Raw genomic sequence first — 16603 nt, forward strand, 5'->3', positions numbered from 1 at the left:
GGCGGTACGGAGCGGGTGTGAGGGTGGTGGTGCGGGCGACTCGGCGGGGGAGGAGTTGGGGAGACAGCCTCTCGACTTCGTCACCGGCCGCGGTCGGTGAAGAACTCCACCCCCCGGTTCATGTGATTTTCGTGTCGCGTAGGGGGTGTCTTGCGGTGGCGGTCGGGGGCAGGCGTCCTGGAAACGTCCGCCCCTGTATGGAGACCTGGTGATGACGACCTCCTCCCGCGTACCCCGGCACCTGCCCGACGGCAGCACCCGTGACGCCACGGTGGCCTGCCTGGAGCAGGAGAATGCGCAGCTGCGGCAGGCGGTGGGCTCTCACGCGGTGGTCGACCAGGCCATCGGTGTCCTCGTCGCGGTCCACCGGATCCCGCCGGCCGCGGGGTTCGAGGTGCTGCGCGAGGTCTCCCAGCACACCAACATCAAACTGCACACGGTCGCCGAGGCGTTGATCGGCTGGGCGTTGGGTCAGCCGCTGCCGGAGCCGGTGGGCCGGGAGCTGGGTGAGTCCGTGCAGCGGCACTCGGGCCAGGAAGACGCTGAAGACGGCCCGGACCAGCCGCAGTAGGGCTCAGGGGTTGAGGGCTTGCCCGAGGGTGGGGTGGCAGGTGATGAGGGCGTCGATGCCGACCAGGCGCAGGACGTGCAGGACGGGTTTCTGTGCGGCGGCGATGCGCAGCCACTCCCCGTTCCTGCTGACGGCCTTGAGGGCGGTGACGAAGACGTTGATGCCGCTGGAGTCCATGAAGGTCACGCCGCTGAGGTCCACCACGATCCGCGACGGCGGCGCCGCGCCGTACCCGGACAGCAGGGCTGCGCTGAGCAGCTCTTTCAAGCCCGCGCGGCAGAAGGCTCACCCGGCGCTACGAGGTTCACGGCGCCGGTACGGCACCGATCTGCTGCATCACCCCGAGGAGATCGGGCTGGCCCCGTTCGCCGACGATCCGGCCGTCGGCCAGGTAGTAGAAGTTCATGGCCTGCACCGAGATCTTGTTGCCGCTCGCCGGGATCCCGAAGAATTCATCGTCGTGGGTTCCCCGCATGGTGAACCGCGCGGCCACGGTGTCGCCTTCGGTGACCGTCTCCTCCAGCGTCCACTGGACGTCGGGGAAGGCGCTGCGCATCATCCCGATGACTTCCATGTACCCATCGGGCCCCCGCAGTGGTTCCGGGTGGCTTGGCGCGTGGAACACCGCATCCGGAGAAATGACCTCGCGGGCGAGATCCTCGTTGCCCGTGTTGATGAACTCGACGAAACGGTTCATCACTGACTCGGTGGACTGCGATGGCATCTTGCTGTGCCTCTCCAGAGACGTTTGGGCGGGTACCTGCGAGCGTAACATCGAATCGATGTTCACATCGATTCGATGTTCACGTGCGAAGATGGACTCATGCTGGAACTCGCGATACTCGGCTTCCTCGCCGAGGGACCCCTGCCTGGACACGAGCTGCGCCGCCGCGTCTCACAGCTGACCGGCTATACGCGGCCGGTCAGTGACGGCAGCCTGTATCCGGCGATCAATCGCCTGACCAGGGCGGGCTTGATCGAGCGGCGCGCCGACCCGGCCGCGGGGGCGGCCCGGTACCTGCTCAGCCTGACTACGGCCGGACGGGCCGAAATGCTTCAGCGCCTGCGCAAGCCCGCCGACCACGAGATCACCGACTTCACCCGGTTCTACGTCGTCCTGGCATTCCTCTCCCACCTGCCCGACGTGGCCGAACAGCATACGGTGCTGCGCAGACGGCTGGAGTTCCTGGAAGAACCGGCGAGTTTCTTCTACGACAACGAGCGGCCCCTGCGTGCCGAGGAGATCGCCGACCCCTACCGGCGGGGCATGCTGCTCACCGCCCGCGCCACCAGCCGCGCCGAACGGACCTGGCTGCGCGAGACCCTCGGGGAGGAACCGCCCGTATTCGACACCGCATGCACCAACAGCGATCCGCATGCGCTCGCCTCTCCCGCGAGCTGACCGCCCACGGAGGTACCCCCATGCGTGCATCCTGGTACGACGCCCAGGGCCCCGCCGCCGATGTCCTGCACGTCGGTGAACTCCCTGATCCCGTCCCCGGCCCCGGCGAGGTCCGCGTCCGCGTCACCGTCTCGGGCGTCAACCCCGGCGACACCAAGAAACGGCGCGGCTGGCTCGGCTCCTCCATGCCCTTCCCGCGGGTGATCCCGCACAGCGACGGCGCCGGAGTCATCGACGCCGTGGGCGCCGGAGCCGACGTCCACCGCGTCGGACAACGGGTCTGGGTACACGGCGCCCAGTCCTACCGCCCCTTCGGCACCGCCGCCCAGTACACCGTCGTACCTGACCACCAGGCCGCCCCCCTGCCCGACCACCTCAGTGACGAGCTGGGCGCGAGCCTCGGCATCCCCGGCATCACCGCCCACCGCACCGTCTTCGCCGACGGCCCGGTCGACGGCCAGCTGGTCCTGGTCCACGGAGTTCTCGGCGGCGTCGGCTCCCTGGCCGCCCAGCTCGCCCACTGGGCCGGCGCCACCGTGATCGCCACCGTCCGCCGCACCGCGGACCTCGACCACGTCGACCCGGCCGTCGCCCACGCCATCGCCCTGGACACTGGCGAGCCCGCCGCTGCCATCCGCTCGTACGCGCCGCGGGGTGTCGACCGGATCATCGAGGTCGCGCTGTCCGACAACGCCGATCTCGACAACGCCGTCGCCGCCCAGGGGGCCGTCATCGCCGCCTACGCCACCCGCGCGGACCGCACCGAGATCCCCTTCTGGCCTCTGCTGTTCAACAACGTCACCCTGCGGCTGCTCGGCAGCGACGACTTCCCCGCCGAGGCCAAGCGCCAGGCCGCCCGCGACCTCACCTCCGCCGCGGCCGTCGGCGCCCTCACCGTCGCCGTCGGCGACCGTCACCCGCTGGACGACATCGCCAAGGCCCACGACCGGGTCGACGCCGGCGGTGGCCACGACCGCATCCTGCTCACCATCCCCCAATAGCGCAGACTCGGAACACTGCCCTGCTCAACTGCCTAGCCCTGCGGGGCGGCCCGTCGCGCTGCCAAGTAATCTGACCAGTTCCCGCCGGCGAGGGTGGCCCAGCGTTCGGCTGTCTTGGGGTGGATGCCGAGCAGGTCGGCGATGACCATGGGCGGCAGGTCTACCAGGGCGTCCATCATGGCGGTGTTCCGTGCAGCGCGGGCGGGAAGACCGTGGTGTGTCAAGGTGTCGGCGAGGCCGAGGGGGTTGCGCGGGCGTCCAGGGCTGTGACCGGGCAAGAGGTATCTGCATCCGGCCGCGTTGCTGTGCCGGGGGCTGTACTGCCGCTGATCGTCGATGAGGCGGGCGAGCTTCGGCGGGAGCACGAAGGGGTGGTGGTTGACCGTCAGGTAGGTATGCCCCTGGTCGCGGCGAATGTGGTCGTCGGTGAGTTCGACGATGCGGGTCAGGGGGAGGGCGTAGAGGCGGCGGACGAGAGCAGCCGCGACGCGGACCTCCAGGGGCAACGCCGTGTCGTTGAAGCAGCGCAGCAGCTCCCGCAGGAGGCGTGGAGTGACGCGAGGTGTCCTTTCCGGCCTGCTCGCGGCAGCCTCGGGGAATTACGTGGGCTTCCACCTGGGCAAATGTGGGCTCTGGCGACGATCACGTGACGTGGTCAAGGCGTCAGCAGTATCCGAAGTCTGAGGAGGTCGAAGTTGGCTCGCCCGTAGCACTGGCGTTTGAGGGCCTTGATGCGCGTCACGGCACCCTCGACGGGAAACTGAGTTGTGTTCCAGGGTCAGCCCGTTGATGACGGCGTCCAGGTCGCGGCGCAAGCCGGCGGCGAGCGTGTGTAGTGCCGGGAGGTCGTCGGCGTCCACGGTGTCCAGCCAGGCGGGAAGGTCGGCGCCACGTCGCTGTTTCATGATGGTGGCGAACGTGCGGATGTGGCTGTGCAGGCGTTCCAGACGCTCGCAGCTGGACACGGCGGTTTTCAGCCCGAGCGCATCGTCCTGGTCGAGGTGGTCGGGATGGGTGAGCATCCAGCGGCTGACCTGGCGCGGTTTGGGGATCGCCGGTGCGGTCGGCGCGGACTTTCCGGGGCCGCGTTTGAGTCCGTTGCCGTGCGGACGCAGTGGCCTCAGGTAGCGGCGGACGATCTGGACGCTGCCGGTGAACCCCAGGACGCGCAGTTCGGTGGTGATTTCCTGAGCATTGGTCACTCCGGCGTTCCAGTACTGGTTGACCACATCGCGCCAAGGGTCCAGCCGACTGGACCGGTGCTCGGCCTTGGCCAACAGCTCCTCGACGGTGGAGGCGTCGGCGAAGCGGCGCACGGTCTGGATGTCGAGGTTCAACTCGCGGCCGACCGCCGCCTGGACAAGCCGCGGGCCAGGCGTTCCCGCACGTCGGCGTAGCGTTGTCGAGTCCGGTCGGCCAGCGGGTAGTTCCGGCTCGGCGGGCCGGGAAATTCCGGCGCGGGCGCGTGTTCCTCGGGCTGGACTTCGGCCTCGGCACGGGCTGCCTGACGCAGGCAGCCGTCGTGTGCCACGACCGTCTTCTGCGCCGCCTCGCACAGGTTCTTCCACAAATGGAAGCGATCTGCGACTTGCCTAGCGTCCGGTGCGCCGGCCCGGACGCCCTCAGCGTAGGCGCCGCCCCGGTCCCGGCACACGATCTCGACGCCCGGATGCGCGGCCAGCCAATCGGCCAGCGTCTGGGCTTCGCGGTCCGGCAGCACGTCGATTGGCCGGTGCGTTTCCATGTCGATCAGGATGGTGTTGTAGGAGTGACGGTGCCGGATCGCGAAGTCGTCGACGCCGAGCACGGTCACCTTCGGGACCTCGGGCACGGGCTGCGCGCGGATCAGCTTGATGAGCAGGTCACGGCCGCACGGAATACCCAACCGGGTGGCGATCCGGGATCCGGCCGGCCGGCCAGCGCCAGCGCGATCGACACCAGCGCCTTGGTCAGCGTCGGCGTCCGCCTGGCGAACGGCGAGGTGAGGCCCGGGACCTGTTCGCTGAACGTCGTCTGGCAGCACGCGTCGTTGACGCATTTGAAACGGCGCACCGTCACCACGACCTTCACCCCGCGCCCGGCGACCGGCGAGTCCGCCAATGAACGGCGGTAGCGGCCGTGAACCCGCGCGGACCGGGCGCCGCAGCCGGAACACGCTGCGGCCGGCGCGGAAGACCGTACGGACAACGTCGCGGACACACCATCGGACTCCACCCGATCGACGGCCACTGCGCTCAGGTGCGGAAACAGATCCTCAACACTCTGCGTTAAGCACGTCGATCATGCTCCCCGATCACACAGAGTCCTGTGGGTCGCGACGCGTGCAAGGGCAGGGAACGTCACGTGATCCGCCAGAACCGAGGGAACTTGATCGCTTGTGGCCAACTCGGGTGTTCAACCTTTCGAGATCGTGACCCGCCACAGGGAAATGTCCGTCGTCAGCCAATCGAGGCGCTTGACAACGAACTCAGTCGTCAGCGGGACGGGAAGGGCAGCAGGGCGAGATCCCACTGGTCAGCTGCGTGGAGCAACGCGGCTGTTTCCATCTCCAGCCCCACGACGTACTGGTAGATGTCGGCCCCGTCGTCGCCTTGCTGCCAAGGAGGCGCTGCCTCCAAGGACAGGTGAATGCGAATCACTGCGGCCCCGTCCCCGCTTCGGTCGGCGAGACTGAAGGCCAGGAGCGGTTCGATGAACCATGTGTCCGGAGACAACTCGCCTTCGGCATCAGGTTCGGTCACGGCCACCGTCCCTGCGGCCACCGCGCGCAGCCACGAGGCTACCTGGCGAGCTTCATCGATCAGCAGACATGGATCGACGAAGGACCAGTTGCCCTCGGGAGTTGTCACTGCGCCATCGATGACCAGCCAGTTATCGTCGTAGGAGTCGCCTCGAACCGCAGCGAACTGATAGCGCACCGGGCGGAGTTCGACACTGCTTACACGATCACTCAAGAGCACTGCGCCAGCATGCCACGCTCAAGCTGTCGGGACGGAACGGTTGCCATCCAACGTAGTCGCCGCAGGTCAGCATGCCGATCCGGACTAACTTGCGTGTCAAAGGACAGGAAAGGGGTTCGCCGCGAAAGCCTGTTCCGGTGGCCAGTCGCAATGAAGTTCGACTGATCGACGGTTGTCTCGCCGAAGTTTGACCGCTGGGTTCAGCGTCCGACGGGGTCTGGGCGCCTTGAGGTATCGGAGGCCGACCTGGAGGAAAATCACGGCCCGCTCCGTAGTCGCTGCGGCACAATCCCAGGATGATCGGCAACCGGATCACCCATCGCACGGCGGACGGCGTCCGCATACCCGGGACCTGGCGCCACGCCTTCATCCGCAACGGTGGCCACTACTTCCTCACTGACCTCTTCATCTACGCCGACGGGCTCATCGACTGCTGGGGCCTGGTCACCGTCGAGGAGTTCGAGGAGAAGCTGCGCACCGGCTGGGTGGCCACCAGCTTCCCCGAAGGCGGCGACGCTTCCGCGCACGAGTTGGCGGACTGGAAGTTCAGCGAGCCGGAGAGCTGGATCACGCCCGAACTGCTGGTCGCCGAAGTCCGGGACACCATCGACCAACTGAATGGCCGACCCGATTCGACCGGCCGCTGCCTGGCCGCCGTCGACGTCTTCCTCGCCGACCGGACCGAGGAGAACCGGGCCGCGGCCCGCGAGGCGTTCCTAGCAGTCCCGGAGACACAGCGCCGCTACGCGCTGGGCGACATGGACAGCAAGGACCGGCCACTGCGGATCCTGGTGGCGGGGCCCGGCGGCCAGACCTACCTGCCGTTCGACGGAACGGTCACGCAGAAGGACTACGACAGCGCCCTCGCGTACTTCGAGGAACGGGCCCACTGGAGGACCGAGAGGGCCACCCGCGTGCCCGCGGACGGCCCGGCGACACCGCACGCCCCGGCCCTCCAGCTCTACCACTCGTTCCCGACCCAGCCGGTGGACGATCCCGGCAAGCTCGCCCTGCGCCACGACTACCCCGCCCCGATCAGCCTCGAAGGCACCGCATACCCCTCCGTCGCCCACGCCTACTGGGCCCTGTCGGTCGCCGACCTGGAAACCCGGCATGCGATCGCCACGGCGGAGACCGCCACCGCAGCGCGCACGCTCGCAGCCGAGACCCCCCGCCGCGAGGACTGGGAACACGCCCGAACCGCCGTCATGGCACATCTGCTGCGCGCCAAGTACGGCCAACACCCCGAGCTGGCCGAGGTCCTGCTCGCCACAGACGATGCCACCCTGATCTACGACGACATGAACTCGTCCTTCTGGGGCGACAATGCCGGACGCGGCCGCAACTGGTCAGGGCGCCTCCTCGAACTCGTCCGCTCCGAACTGCAGGGGCGACGAGCAGGGATTCTCGGGGTGTGAGCGTGCCGGGTGCGCAACCTCGCCCAGCCGGTCAAACTTCGCTGAGACTCGTCAAACTTCGGTGAGACGGGACATCCGGGCATGATTCCCTCTGTGCAGGAGGACCAGAACCATCGCGGGCCCACGCGGTACACGCTGACCGAGACCGAGGATGGCCATGCCTGGGGAGTCTGCGTCGAGGCGGAGGGGCTGTTCGGGGAACCCCGGCGTGGAACGTACGAACTGCTCGACTGGGTCCCGGTAGACGGCGAGGTGCGGGACTGGGTAGGCAGCCGGGTGTGGCTGGTGCCGGACGACGAGGGACTCGAACCTTGGCTGCTGGAGGACGCGGAGAGCTCAGGGCAGTTCCCCGGAACAGACAGTCTGCTGCTCACCGGTCTGGACGACTACGAAGGCCCGCCCGAGGGCCACAGGGGCTCCGTCCGGGTGCACGACGGCCATCGGTGGCTGGGCTCGTGCCGGGAATTCGCCCGCGTCCTGCCACCCGAGCAGGTGGCACCTCCGCTCGTCCTGAGAGGTCTCGCCCCGAGTGATCAGCTGAGGGCGGCATTGCTGAAGGGCACCCGGCGGGCGCTGGATCTGGAGGAGGCCGCCCTCGAGATACGGGACGACCAGGGAGAGCCCCTCACGGAACGACTGCTGTGGACCAGAGTCACCGCCTGGCACCCGTCCTCCAACGGGACGGACCTGATCGACCTCGAGCTTGAAGGAAAGCTCTTCACGCCCGTCCCCGAATACGCCCGGCCCACCTGGGAACGGTGGCTCGCCGGGCCACCGAACACCCTGGGCGGCTGGGCCTGCCTCGACACCCGGCGCCGCGGGGCCTGGCTCGATCTCGTCCGGGAGCGGGCCTGCCGGCGCGCCCACCGTGACCGGCCGGCTCGTCACGCCTACGAAGTCGACGGTCGGCACATCACCGACGAACCGGGCCTCTACCTGGCGCTCGGCGAGGCGGTGAACGGACCGGGTGGCTACTTTGGCGGCTGCCTGGACGCCCTCGACGACTGCCTGGGCGGCACCTTCGGCTACACCGCCCCCGCAACCCTGCTCTGGCGAGACGCCGTCACCGCACGCGAGCACCTGTCCAAGACCTTGACACCGGACGGCCAGCCCTACGACCTGTTCGCCGAGGTCCTCAACGTCCTGGCCGAGGGCGACATGCACGTCACCCTGGCGTGAGCTGTACTCCGCCACAAGTGCGCCGCGACGCGTCGGCCAGAGAACATCACGTGATCGTCGCCAGAGCCCGAATGTGTGAGCGTCGATTCCACCTGTATGGGTGTAAAGAATGACAAATCAGTCACTCGTGTACCTAGCTGGCGAATAGCCGTATGGCGCTCGAGGAGGAGTGAGCTGATGAGTGAGGCAGTGCAGGACACCACAAGATTGCAGCAGGCCGGTGAGACGGCCAGGGCACAGGCGTCGGTGGCGGCCGATCAGGCCCAGCAGGCCGCGGGGCAGGTTGCGGGTACCGCCGTGGACCAGACCAAGGCCGTGGCAGGGCAGGCGCGGCAGCAGGCTGGCATAGTTGCCGACGACCTGCGCCACCGCGCGATGGACGAGGCCGAGGACCAGACCAGGCGGGCTGCCGGGGCGCTGCACCAGTGGGCGGACGACCTGGCGGGACTGGCCGAGAACGCGCAGAGTGACTCGCCTGCCCGTGGCCTCGCGGCTCAGGCAGCCGACAGCGGGCATCGGGCGGCCAACTATCTGGAGAGGCAGGGAGTCGACGGCGTCCTCTCCGATGTGCAGGGCTTCGCCCGCCGCCGTCCCGCAGCCTTTCTGGGCGGCGCCCTGCTGGCAGGGTTCGCCGTTGGGCGACTGGTGAAGGTGGCGGCCAAGGCCGACACGTCTTCCGGGACGAAACAGCAGGGGGCCGTCAGCTCGGAGCCGGCGGCGGCGGTGAACGAGCCGAGATCCGCTGCGCTCCCTTCCACTTCTTCGCCGGGCTCCGCGCAGGAGCCGGCGCTGCCGCCCGATCCGCCAGCGTTTCCGCCGTCCCTCGGCATGACCCCGGGTGACGCACCGGGCCGGCCGGGCCCGGAGGTGTGAGCGATGTCCTTCGTCCCGTCCCGCTCGAAGGCGTCGCACGTCGGTGACAGCTCGGTGGGCGAGCTGCTGTCCGTCGTGACGTCGGACGTCCAGACATTGTTCCGTCAGGAGGTGGAACTGGCCAAGGCCGAGGTCAGGCAGGAGGCGACCAAGGCCGGCAAGGCTGCCGGCATGTACGGCGGCGCCGGGTTCGCCGGCTACATGGTTCTCCTGTTCCTGTCGCTGGCCGCCGTGCTCGGCCTGGCCAATGTGATCGATGCGGGTTGGGCGGCCCTTGTCGTCGCCGTCGTATGGGCCGCGATCGCAGCTGTCCTGTATCAGCGGGGCAGCACACGCATGCGCACGGTGGCCCCCAAACCGGAGCAGACACTCGAGACGATGAAGGAGAATGCGCAATGGGCACGTCACCCGACCGGATGAGGGCGGACATCGACGCCACTCGTGACCGGCTGTCTGCAGACGTGAACCGGCTCGCAGACCGGGCCAGCCCCCGAAGGGTGGTCCGCCGCCGTGCTCGACGGATGAGCGGCGCTGTCTCGGGGATGCGTGAGCGGGTCATGGGAACGGCTTCGGACACCGCCCACGGTGTCACGAGCAGTGCCCAGACGGCGGCCGGTTCCCTGCAGGAAGGCACCCAGCAAGCGGCCGGCACAATGCGCGACGTGGCCGACCAGGCGGGGGAAGCGATACGGCAAGCTCCTGACGAGGCGATGCGCCAGGCACAGGGCAATCCGCTGGCTGCCGGCCTGATCGCCTTCGGCGCGGGCATGCTGGCGTCATCGTTGTTGCCCGCGTCTGAGGTAGAGCAAGAGAAAGCCGCCGACCTGATGGCGCGCGGTGGCGAAGCGCTGGAGCCGGTGAAGGAGGCCGCTCTCGATTCCGCGCAAAACCTCAAGGAAGGCGCCAAGGACGCCACCCAGAGCGCAGCGCAGGAGGTGAAGGACACCGCCGCGGAAGCTGCCCGCACCACTCAGGACGAAGCCCGTGACCAGGCTGCGCAGGTGACGGACCAGGCGCGTGAATCTGGCAGGCAGGTCGCAGACGAGGCTCGACACCAGCCTGGACCCGGCTGAACTTCGGCGTCCCGGGCGCAGCTACCCGGTGTCGTAGTGGATGCCCTCCCGCGCAGCATGACGGATGCCTTCCATAGGGATCGCTGCAAAGTGCAGCGCCGTTCCCTGCGCCTGCCCGCCGACCACCCCGGTCAAGCAGGTGGCGAAGGCGAAGTGGCAGCTCATGCAGCGCGGGTTCGGCCCGTAGACGCGGGTCTAGCTGTCTCCCACGCCACCCTGCCGACCCGGCTGTTCCACCAGTACTCGCCCGGCGACGCAGGCCCTGCGGGGAACCTTCCAGCCCCACACCGACGTGGAGGGTGTGCGACGTCCTTACTGGAAGCAGGTCAAGTGGAACGCCCTCGCCAATGTCTCCGGCGGTTCGGCGACGGCCATCCCGGTGCGCAGAGTCAGGAGCGGACTGCCCGTCGGTCTGCAGGCCATGGGCCCGAGCGGGGGTGCTCTCACCATCATCGTCATCATGCCGACTGGTTGGTACGTAATCCAGGTGCTGCCGAAGCAGCATGCCGGCGGCACCCAGATGCCGGTAGCGGTCGGCCCGGCGTGCGGCGGTGGTGTGGCTGACCTGGAAACGTTCCGCGGCTCGGCGCGGGGGCCAGCCGTCGTCCACGACGCACCGGGCCAGACGCAGCCTGCCGGTCGGAGTCAGCGGGGCACTACGGTGGGACAACGAGGGCCTCCTGGGTGCCGGTTGTAGATGTCGCAATCCACACCGAACCCAGAGGCCCTCACCCCCCCCGCATCGGCGTCGGACGGTCCCGCACCCGGCCCGACCACGTCCCGGCAGACAAGGCCTACACCGCCCGCAGAAACCGCCGCTACCTGCGACGACGCGGAATCCCGCACACCATCCCCGAATGCCTCGACCAGCAAAAGCACCGGCGCAACCGCGGCTCCCGAGGCGGCCGCCCCACCGGCTTCGACAGCGAGCGCTACAAGAAACGCAACACGGTCGAACGCGCCATCAACCGCCTCAAGGGCTTCCGAGCCGTCGCCACCCGCTACGAAAAACGCGCCTACATCTACCTCGGCACCGTCACCCTCGCAGCCCTCACCATCTGGCTCCGGACATGATCCGAGAAACGGTCCCTAGTAGTACCCCCTTCGCCCCGTCAAGCAGCTCCCTCATGATGCCCGCGTGCCCCGCGCGCCCCGCGTGCCGTCCGGTCTCCTCGACGAGATGGATGAGCACCCAGCGGAGGTCGGCGTTGCCGGACCGGCAGGCGGGGTGGCGGCCGACGTCATCCAAAGAGGCCGCGGCCACGATCTCGTTGCTTCGAGCGCGCTGGGCCTCGTACGACGCACACGCGCGGCCGGGAGTGCGCCCCGTCGCTTCGAGGGAACCGGATGCGCACCACCGGCCGTCGTTCAGGCCCGGGTGTAGCCGCCGTCGGCGAAGAGTTCGGCGCCGGTGACGAACGATGATGCGTCCGAAGCCAGGAAGAGGGCGGCCTCGGCGATTTCCTCGGCGTCGGCCAGCCGCCCCAGTGGCACGACGGCCTCGGCGAACCGGTCGACGTCCGGCCCCGCGGCGCGCAGCAGGGCAGGGGTCCGCGTGGGTCCCGGGCTGAGGACGTTGACCCGGAATCGACGCTCTCGCGATTGCCGGGCCCAGTTGTGCACGAGGTTGCTCAACGCTGCCTTCGAGGCGCTGTAGACCTCGAGATGCTCATGGGGGCGCACGCTGTTGCTTGAGCCGATGACCAGGATGGAGGCGTTCTCCGCCAGCAGCGGAAGCGCCTTCTGGACGGTGAATAGTGGGCCCTTGACGTTGACGGCGAGTGTCAGGTCGACGTTCGCCTCGGTGTGGGCGCCGAGCGCGGCGTCCGCGACGATTCCCGCGTTGGCCACCAGCACGTCGATGCGTCCGGCCTCCTCGCGGACTCGCGCGTAGAGCGCGTCCAGGTCGGCCAGGACCGAGACGTCGGATCGTACGCCGGTGGCCGCAGGGCCCATCTCCTTGACTGCCGCTTCCAGGCGGGCGATGTCCCGGCCGGTCACGAAGACCCGTGCGCCCTCCCGGACGAAGCGGTGGGCGATGGCCAGCCCGATCCCGCTGGTCCCTCCGGTGATCACGGCCACCTTCTCCTGCAGCACGCCTGGCATGTCGAACCCCTTCAGTTGTGGAATGGATCGTCCATAACGTAGGCGGTAATGGACGATCGAGTCAAGAATGGTTAGGCTGAGATCATGCCGCGACCACGCGCATTCGACGAACGCCAAGTCCTGGAGCGGGCCCGGGAACAGTTCTGGGCGACCGGCTATGCAGGAACCCGGATGGACGACATCGCCCAGGCGACCGGCCTGGGCAAGGGCAGCCTGTACGGCGCATTCGGCGACAAGGGCAAGCTGTTCCACCGTGTGTTTGGCGACTGGTGCACCGCAGTCGTTGAGGTGGCCGAAGAGCGGCTGGCAGGTGGACCGGACGCAGAGGCCCTGGCCCGGCTGTCGGGATACGTGCACCTAATGGCGGAGAACACCGCCTCAGACGCCGAGCGCCGCGGGTGCCTGTTGGCCAAGGGCGCGGCGGAACTGGCCCAGCACGATCCGACGGTCGCCGGACGGTCGGCCGAGACCATGACGGCACTGCTGACCCTGCTGCGGACGGAGATCAGCGCCGCCCAGCGCCACGGCGACATCGATAGCGCTGCGGATCCGGAGCGGTTGGCGGCACTGCTGTTGACGGTGGTCCGCGGTATCGAGGCGGTAGGCAAGGCCGGCCTGGACCCCGAGAAGCTGCGGAACATTGCAGACACCGCACTGGCGGTCCTGCCCATGCCCGAGGGGCAGAAACGCCTCGCAACCGTGCGCAGTCCGGCCCGCGAGAACTAACTTGGTGCCATCACGGCCACATGATCCGCCGGACAGTGCCTAGGGTGGCTGTCCCCTTGCTGATCGTTTCAAAATGCCGTCCTGCGGAGACGCTGGCGGCCCATGGAACAATCCCTTCAGCCACGGGCTCAGGGGGATGACGCTGCATGGAACGGATTGGGGATGCACGAGACCTTGTGCTCGGTTACGTCCATGCTCTGAAGGCGATTGACGAGGCCATGAGGGTGTCGATCCCTTCGCTTGAGCGACTGGCAGATGTCCTCCCTGGTTCGTTCGCGCCGGATCAGCTGGAGTGGTCACATCGGCGCCTATTCGTACACGGTTCATGGGGCAGGCTGCCGCTTCGTCAGTGACAACGGTGCTGAGGCCGATGTGGACTTCGCAGTCGACGGGAGTGAAGTCTTCGACCTCTGGCGTCTGCGCTGGTACGGGCTGAGCCTGCTGGAGACTGTTGACGTCACGGATGAGGACCTGCGGTCCGCAGTGCGGTCGCTGCAACCGCTTCTGATTGAGGTGCGGCCGGGGTGGTTCAGCGTAGCCAACTGAGCGTTTCAGGATGAGGTTCGTAGGCGGCGGAGGCATATGAGGCTGCAGGTCAGTTGGAACCGCAGCCCCTGGATGTAGCCCAGCAGGCCGGGCCGCTCGGCGTCACCGGCCGTCAGGGACAGCACCGGCCCGTACAGGCTGCCAAGTCCGCCGGAGACTTGGACGTAGAACGCGGCGACCGCTTCGTTGAACGGGTCCTTCGGGTCGTACAGAGCGGTGGCGGTGGTGTGATCCAAAACGACTGCGATCGCCGCCACTACGCGGCCGTCTGCGAACCGTGCCGCGCCCCGCCCAGGCGCTTCAGCAGCGCACGGGCCTTCGCCTCCGCCTCCGGACTCGGCGCGCTGCCGAGGGCGGAGGCGAGCTCGGCGCGGGCCGACTCGGCGCGCTCGGCGTATTCGACCTGCGTCAGCGTGTTCTGGTCAACCTGGTGGCGGCCGTGTCCCTCAACCGCGCACCGGCCCCGGGCCGGCTCCCGGGGGGCGATGACACCGTATGGACCTCCCGGCATCGGGCAGGCGGGACACCTCTGCAGTGCTTCTCGCCGTACTTCTTGGCAGCGGTCGGTCTCTTCTGCGCAGGTTGGACGGTCCAATGGGTGCACTGGCTGGTCGCCGTGGCCGAGTACGGCGCTCTGACCGCTGTCTACTACGCCGTGCCGGACTTCCGGCGACGCCCGGCCAAAGCGATCACCGTCGCCGAGTGAGGCACGTTCGCGCGTGCTCGTGGCTGGGCCTTCCGAGACCGTCTGCCGGCTCTCGCCGGGCGCTGGAAGCCCGGGCCCCTGCAACGGTTGTCCACCACCCCGGCGGAGGTCTTGACAGCCCGCCCCAGGCCGGACTCCGCGACCACTTCGTCGTGATGTCCGGCACCCATGGAGGCGTGCGATTCACGATCGCCGACGCCTTCGAGCCCGAACCCTTCGCGCCCTTCCGGGCGGCCTGGCAGCAGCACCACGTGACCGTCTGCGCCGTGCACCTGGACACCGCCTTCCCGTCCATTCGGGTCGCGCTGCGCGGCCGGCGCGGTCGGCGCACTCGATACGCCCTCGAAGTCGAAACGCTGCGGCCGGACTTCGCCGAGGCACTGGTCACCGAGAAGACCATCGAGGCGATGCTGGCCGCAGAGGGGTCGGTCCAGGGACGGGACGTCCTCACCGTGCTCAGGGACTCCGCGACGCTCATCACGGGTCGCGGGGCCATGTCGCCGCCGTGACGGCGCAGCCAGGGAGATGGATGGTGGCGAGGGCCGCGAAGGCGGTGATGCCGTGTTCCACGGCGGTGTCGTTCAGGCGTTCGGTGGCGATGGGCGGGGCCCAGTCGTCGGGGACCACCGAGACGGTGATGACGGCACCGGAGTGCGCGCGTATGCGTGGGCCGAACAGTATCCAGCCGAGGCCACGCTCGGTCTCCGCCTCTGCGAGGTGGTAGCGGGTGAGCCCGGTGTCCTCGTCCTCCATGTTGATGACGGGCTCGGCCTCGATGACGCGGGCCTGGGCCGGCTGCCCGGCCAGGTCGTGGAGGGCCCAAGGGGCCAACCATGGAGCTGTGATGAGCAGAGCGGCGGCGGTGAGCCCGGGCACCATGGTGCGGGGCTCACACAGTCCGGCCGACCCGTACCAGGGACCGGCGGTCTCCACGGCCGTGACGATCGAGGCAGTCGCGAGAAAGGCGCCGATCAGCACCCATCGAAATCCTTGGTCGTGGGAGGCGAGGAAGAGGACCGCGAGAGGCACGACGACCAGGGACCACAGCATCACGGCCACGAATCGACCCTTGCCCTCCAAACTGCACCACATCGCATCGCGTCGACCGCTTTGACGATCAGACGCAAGAGCACCGTGGCCACGATGCGTCTTCTTCCCACCATGCGCCGCCTCTTCACTCCGGTCGTTCGTCGGCGGTTCCGTGCAGCGAGCGGGTGATCTCGTCGAGTGTGTCGAGTCCGGCCTGTACGGCATCGAGCTCGTGGTCGAGGGCGGTCAGATCCGGCGGGACGGCGGAGGCGTCCGTCGCGGCCTGGAGGGACAGCAGCATGGCGCCGCGCTCCGCTGCGGCTTCCAGGCGCAGGGCGGTGGCCTCCATGGTGGTGATGAGGAGTTGGCGCAGTTCGGTCAGGCGCTTCAGGGTCGTGGCGCGTTCGCCCGTGGCGAGGGCGGCGTCCTGTTTGGCCCGCCGCAGCGGGCCGTCGGGCAGGGCCAGGGCCTCTTCCTCCAGGCGCTCCTGCTCGCCGTACAGGACGCGGTGGTCGGCGGGTGCGCCGCTGGTGTCGATGACGCGGACCGCCTCGGCTGCTGCCGTCAGCCGGTCGGCTGCGGCCCGTACGGATGTCGCGGCCGTTGCCAGCGCGGGCCAGAGCGAGGCGCTGGGGCTCTGTCGGCACTGGTGCTCCAGCCTGTCGGCGGCCGCTGCCGCGCGGGTCAGCCATCGGGCGGCGTCGGCGGGAGGTTCAGGGGGTGCGTCCGTCGGCCGGTCCGCGTCCTGGCTGTACGTCCGGCCGGTCGCAGGCCTCGCGGATGCCGATGGTGCGGGGCGGGTGAGGCGGTGGGTGATGGCGTGCGCCGCCCACACGAGGCCGCCGACACCCGCGCCGACGGGCAGGGCGGTGGCGGTCGTGGCGCCGGCGAGGAGGGCCGTGGCGCTGCCCGCGACGGCGAACAGCGCGACCGCGGCGGCGGGAAGGAGACGGCTGCCCATCGTGTCCTCTCTGTCTGCACTGCCCATGGGGTCCGAACCCGTCTTCCGGTGC

24 protein-coding genes and 2 pseudogenes are annotated in these 16603 nt (G+C 68.8%); 12 read left to right on the forward strand and 14 right to left on the reverse strand.

Going from position 1 to position 16603, the window contains the following annotated elements; translation table 11 throughout:
- Positions 1 to 211: 211 nt before the first annotated feature.
- Positions 212 to 571 (forward strand): ANTAR domain-containing protein, encoded by a 360-nt coding sequence (locus ACIPFH_RS40545; protein WP_401834642.1) that lies wholly within the window; start codon positions 212 to 214, stop codon positions 569 to 571.
- 3 nt (positions 572 to 574) lie between these two features.
- Here ACIPFH_RS40545 and ACIPFH_RS40550 read toward each other — a convergent pair whose 3' ends face one another.
- Both ACIPFH_RS40550 and ACIPFH_RS40555 read right to left on the reverse strand, forming a co-directional pair.
- Complete coding sequence (locus ACIPFH_RS40550) at positions 575 to 838, reverse strand: STAS domain-containing protein (protein WP_401834645.1); 264 nt, start codon at positions 836 to 838, stop codon at positions 575 to 577.
- Between the two features lie 37 nt (positions 839 to 875).
- The gene (locus ACIPFH_RS40555) at positions 876 to 1268 is read right to left on the reverse strand and encodes an ester cyclase (RefSeq protein ID WP_401834647.1); all 393 of its coding nucleotides are present in this window, start codon (positions 1266 to 1268) and stop codon (positions 876 to 878) included.
- Between the two features lie 126 nt (positions 1269 to 1394).
- On the opposite strand from ACIPFH_RS40555, the gene ACIPFH_RS40560 reads away from it, so the two are divergent.
- Complete coding sequence (locus ACIPFH_RS40560; protein WP_401834650.1) at positions 1395 to 1973, forward strand: PadR family transcriptional regulator; 579 nt, start codon at positions 1395 to 1397, stop codon at positions 1971 to 1973.
- Positions 1974 to 1993: 20 nt separating this feature from the next.
- Positions 1994 to 2974 carry an NADPH:quinone reductase gene (locus ACIPFH_RS40565; protein WP_401834653.1) on the forward strand — a complete coding sequence of 327 codons (981 nt, stop codon included), beginning with the start codon at positions 1994 to 1996 and terminating at the stop codon, positions 2972 to 2974.
- 32 nt (positions 2975 to 3006) lie between these two features.
- Here the strand turns inward: ACIPFH_RS40565 and ACIPFH_RS40570 are convergent, their stop codons facing one another.
- The 5 genes from ACIPFH_RS40570 to ACIPFH_RS40590 all read right to left on the reverse strand — a co-directional run bounded on the left by ACIPFH_RS40570 (position 3007) and on the right by ACIPFH_RS40590 (position 5934).
- Complete coding sequence (locus tag ACIPFH_RS40570; protein WP_401834656.1) at positions 3007 to 3480, reverse strand: hypothetical protein; 474 nt, start codon at positions 3478 to 3480, stop codon at positions 3007 to 3009.
- A gap of 93 nt (positions 3481 to 3573) precedes the next feature.
- Positions 3574 to 4311: a hypothetical protein gene (locus ACIPFH_RS40575; protein WP_401834658.1), complete on the reverse strand. Its 738-nt coding sequence runs from the start codon at positions 4309 to 4311 to the stop codon at positions 3574 to 3576.
- Positions 4308 to 4859: a transposase gene (locus ACIPFH_RS40580; RefSeq protein WP_401834661.1), complete on the reverse strand. Its 552-nt coding sequence runs from the start codon at positions 4857 to 4859 to the stop codon at positions 4308 to 4310. Before ACIPFH_RS40580 ends, ACIPFH_RS40575 begins: the two co-directional genes overlap by 4 nt.
- A complete protein-coding gene (locus ACIPFH_RS40585) occupies positions 4820 to 5203 on the reverse strand; it encodes a transposase family protein (RefSeq protein ID WP_401834664.1) in 384 nt (127 codons plus the stop codon). The genes ACIPFH_RS40580 and ACIPFH_RS40585 overlap by 40 nt, the downstream gene beginning before the upstream one ends.
- A 245-nt stretch (positions 5204 to 5448) precedes the next feature.
- Positions 5449 to 5934 carry a hypothetical protein gene (locus tag ACIPFH_RS40590; RefSeq protein ID WP_401834667.1) on the reverse strand — a complete coding sequence of 162 codons (486 nt, stop codon included), beginning with the start codon at positions 5932 to 5934 and terminating at the stop codon, positions 5449 to 5451.
- A 296-nt stretch (positions 5935 to 6230) separates the two neighbouring features.
- Between ACIPFH_RS40590 and ACIPFH_RS40595 the strand changes: the two genes are divergently transcribed.
- From ACIPFH_RS40595 to ACIPFH_RS40615, 5 genes are all read left to right on the forward strand, one after another.
- The gene (locus ACIPFH_RS40595; protein WP_401834670.1) at positions 6231 to 7352 is read left to right on the forward strand and encodes an NADAR family protein; all 1122 of its coding nucleotides are present in this window, start codon (positions 6231 to 6233) and stop codon (positions 7350 to 7352) included.
- An 81-nt stretch (positions 7353 to 7433) separates the two neighbouring features.
- Entirely contained in the window at positions 7434 to 8531 is a 1098-nt protein-coding gene (locus ACIPFH_RS40600) for a barstar family protein (protein WP_401834672.1), read from the forward strand.
- Positions 8532 to 8708: 177 nt separating this feature from the next.
- Positions 8709 to 9404 carry a hypothetical protein gene (locus ACIPFH_RS40605; RefSeq protein ID WP_401834674.1) on the forward strand — a complete coding sequence of 232 codons (696 nt, stop codon included), beginning with the start codon at positions 8709 to 8711 and terminating at the stop codon, positions 9402 to 9404.
- Positions 9405 to 9407: 3 nt separating this feature from the next.
- Entirely contained in the window at positions 9408 to 9824 is a 417-nt protein-coding gene (locus ACIPFH_RS40610) for a phage holin family protein (RefSeq protein WP_401834677.1), read from the forward strand.
- Positions 9800 to 10477 carry a DUF3618 domain-containing protein gene (locus ACIPFH_RS40615; RefSeq protein ID WP_401834680.1) on the forward strand — a complete coding sequence of 226 codons (678 nt, stop codon included), beginning with the start codon at positions 9800 to 9802 and terminating at the stop codon, positions 10475 to 10477. The genes ACIPFH_RS40610 and ACIPFH_RS40615 overlap by 25 nt, the downstream gene beginning before the upstream one ends.
- Before the next feature lie 502 nt (positions 10478 to 10979).
- Here ACIPFH_RS40615 and ACIPFH_RS40620 read toward each other — a convergent pair.
- Positions 10980 to 11147 (reverse strand): annotated as a pseudogene (locus tag ACIPFH_RS40620) (helix-turn-helix domain-containing protein); the annotation flags it as partial.
- 65 nt (positions 11148 to 11212) lie between these two features.
- Here ACIPFH_RS40620 and ACIPFH_RS40625 point away from each other — a divergent pair.
- Positions 11213 to 11551, forward strand: a pseudogene (locus ACIPFH_RS40625) (transposase); the annotation flags it as partial.
- On the opposite strand, the gene ACIPFH_RS40630 reads toward ACIPFH_RS40625, so the two are convergent.
- Positions 11529 to 11903: a DUF664 domain-containing protein gene (locus ACIPFH_RS40630; protein WP_401834828.1), complete on the reverse strand. Its 375-nt coding sequence runs from the start codon at positions 11901 to 11903 to the stop codon at positions 11529 to 11531. The pseudogene ACIPFH_RS40625 and the gene ACIPFH_RS40630 overlap by 23 nt on opposite strands.
- Positions 11846 to 12583 (reverse strand): SDR family NAD(P)-dependent oxidoreductase, encoded by a 738-nt coding sequence (locus ACIPFH_RS40635; RefSeq protein WP_401834683.1) that lies wholly within the window; start codon positions 12581 to 12583, stop codon positions 11846 to 11848. Before ACIPFH_RS40635 ends, ACIPFH_RS40630 begins: the two co-directional genes overlap by 58 nt.
- Before the next feature lie 84 nt (positions 12584 to 12667).
- Between ACIPFH_RS40635 and ACIPFH_RS40640 the strand changes: the two genes are divergently transcribed.
- Both ACIPFH_RS40640 and ACIPFH_RS40645 read left to right on the forward strand, forming a co-directional pair.
- On the forward strand, positions 12668 to 13309 hold the full coding sequence (locus ACIPFH_RS40640) for a TetR/AcrR family transcriptional regulator (RefSeq protein WP_401834686.1): 642 nt from the start codon (positions 12668 to 12670) through the stop codon (positions 13307 to 13309).
- Positions 13310 to 13549: 240 nt separating this feature from the next.
- The gene (locus ACIPFH_RS40645) at positions 13550 to 13855 is read left to right on the forward strand and encodes a DUF6896 domain-containing protein (protein WP_401834687.1); all 306 of its coding nucleotides are present in this window, start codon (positions 13550 to 13552) and stop codon (positions 13853 to 13855) included.
- A gap of 5 nt (positions 13856 to 13860) precedes the next feature.
- Here ACIPFH_RS40645 and ACIPFH_RS40650 read toward each other — a convergent pair whose 3' ends face one another.
- Together ACIPFH_RS40650 and ACIPFH_RS40655 are read right to left on the reverse strand one after the other, a co-directional pair.
- Complete coding sequence (locus ACIPFH_RS40650; protein WP_401834688.1) at positions 13861 to 14091, reverse strand: hypothetical protein; 231 nt, start codon at positions 14089 to 14091, stop codon at positions 13861 to 13863.
- A gap of 20 nt (positions 14092 to 14111) precedes the next feature.
- Positions 14112 to 14366: a hypothetical protein gene (locus ACIPFH_RS40655; RefSeq protein WP_401834690.1), complete on the reverse strand. Its 255-nt coding sequence runs from the start codon at positions 14364 to 14366 to the stop codon at positions 14112 to 14114.
- 371 nt (positions 14367 to 14737) lie between these two features.
- Between ACIPFH_RS40655 and ACIPFH_RS40660 the strand changes: the two genes are divergently transcribed.
- Entirely contained in the window at positions 14738 to 15070 is a 333-nt protein-coding gene (locus ACIPFH_RS40660; protein ID WP_401834693.1) for a hypothetical protein, read from the forward strand.
- Here the strand turns inward: ACIPFH_RS40660 and ACIPFH_RS40665 are convergent.
- Together ACIPFH_RS40665 and ACIPFH_RS40670 are read right to left on the reverse strand one after the other, a co-directional pair.
- Positions 15039 to 15620 (reverse strand): hypothetical protein, encoded by a 582-nt coding sequence (locus ACIPFH_RS40665; protein ID WP_401834696.1) that lies wholly within the window; start codon positions 15618 to 15620, stop codon positions 15039 to 15041. The two genes, ACIPFH_RS40660 and ACIPFH_RS40665, sit on opposite strands and share 32 nt — an antisense overlap.
- A gap of 115 nt (positions 15621 to 15735) precedes the next feature.
- Positions 15736 to 16551, reverse strand: a complete 816-nt coding sequence (locus tag ACIPFH_RS40670; protein ID WP_401834698.1) for a hypothetical protein — start codon at positions 16549 to 16551, stop codon at positions 15736 to 15738.
- Positions 16552 to 16603: the final 52 nt, after the last annotated feature.

It is taken from the genome of Streptomyces sp. NPDC088157, from assembly GCF_044741545.1.
GTDB lineage: Bacteria > Actinomycetota > Actinomycetes > Streptomycetales > Streptomycetaceae > Streptomyces.

What these genes read in the sequence shown, in the direction of transcription:
- ACIPFH_RS40565 (WP_401834653.1), top strand. Translation starts at nt 1,994, where the DNA reads ATGCGTGCATCCTGGTACGACGCCCAGGGCCCCGCCGCCGATGTCCTG.
- ACIPFH_RS40610 (WP_401834677.1), top strand. Translation starts at nt 9,408, where the DNA reads ATGTCCTTCGTCCCGTCCCGCTCGAAGGCGTCGCACGTCGGTGACAGC.
- ACIPFH_RS40640 (WP_401834686.1), top strand. Translation starts at nt 12,668, where the DNA reads ATGCCGCGACCACGCGCATTCGACGAACGCCAAGTCCTGGAGCGGGCC.
- ACIPFH_RS40655 (WP_401834690.1), bottom strand. Translation starts at nt 14,366, where the DNA reads ATGCCGGGAGGTCCATACGGTGTCATCGCCCCCCGGGAGCCGGCCCGG.
- ACIPFH_RS40560 (WP_401834650.1), top strand. Translation starts at nt 1,395, where the DNA reads ATGCTGGAACTCGCGATACTCGGCTTCCTCGCCGAGGGACCCCTGCCT.
- ACIPFH_RS40545 (WP_401834642.1), top strand. Translation starts at nt 212, where the DNA reads ATGACGACCTCCTCCCGCGTACCCCGGCACCTGCCCGACGGCAGCACC.
- ACIPFH_RS40670 (WP_401834698.1), bottom strand. Translation starts at nt 16,551, where the DNA reads ATGGGCAGCCGTCTCCTTCCCGCCGCCGCGGTCGCGCTGTTCGCCGTC.
- ACIPFH_RS40595 (WP_401834670.1), top strand. Translation starts at nt 6,231, where the DNA reads ATGATCGGCAACCGGATCACCCATCGCACGGCGGACGGCGTCCGCATA.
- ACIPFH_RS40600 (WP_401834672.1), top strand. Translation starts at nt 7,434, where the DNA reads ATGATTCCCTCTGTGCAGGAGGACCAGAACCATCGCGGGCCCACGCGG.
- ACIPFH_RS40605 (WP_401834674.1), top strand. Translation starts at nt 8,709, where the DNA reads ATGAGTGAGGCAGTGCAGGACACCACAAGATTGCAGCAGGCCGGTGAG.
- ACIPFH_RS40635 (WP_401834683.1), bottom strand. Translation starts at nt 12,583, where the DNA reads ATGCCAGGCGTGCTGCAGGAGAAGGTGGCCGTGATCACCGGAGGGACC.
- ACIPFH_RS40555 (WP_401834647.1), bottom strand. Translation starts at nt 1,268, where the DNA reads ATGAACCGTTTCGTCGAGTTCATCAACACGGGCAACGAGGATCTCGCC.
- ACIPFH_RS40615 (WP_401834680.1), top strand. Translation starts at nt 9,800, where the DNA reads ATGGGCACGTCACCCGACCGGATGAGGGCGGACATCGACGCCACTCGT.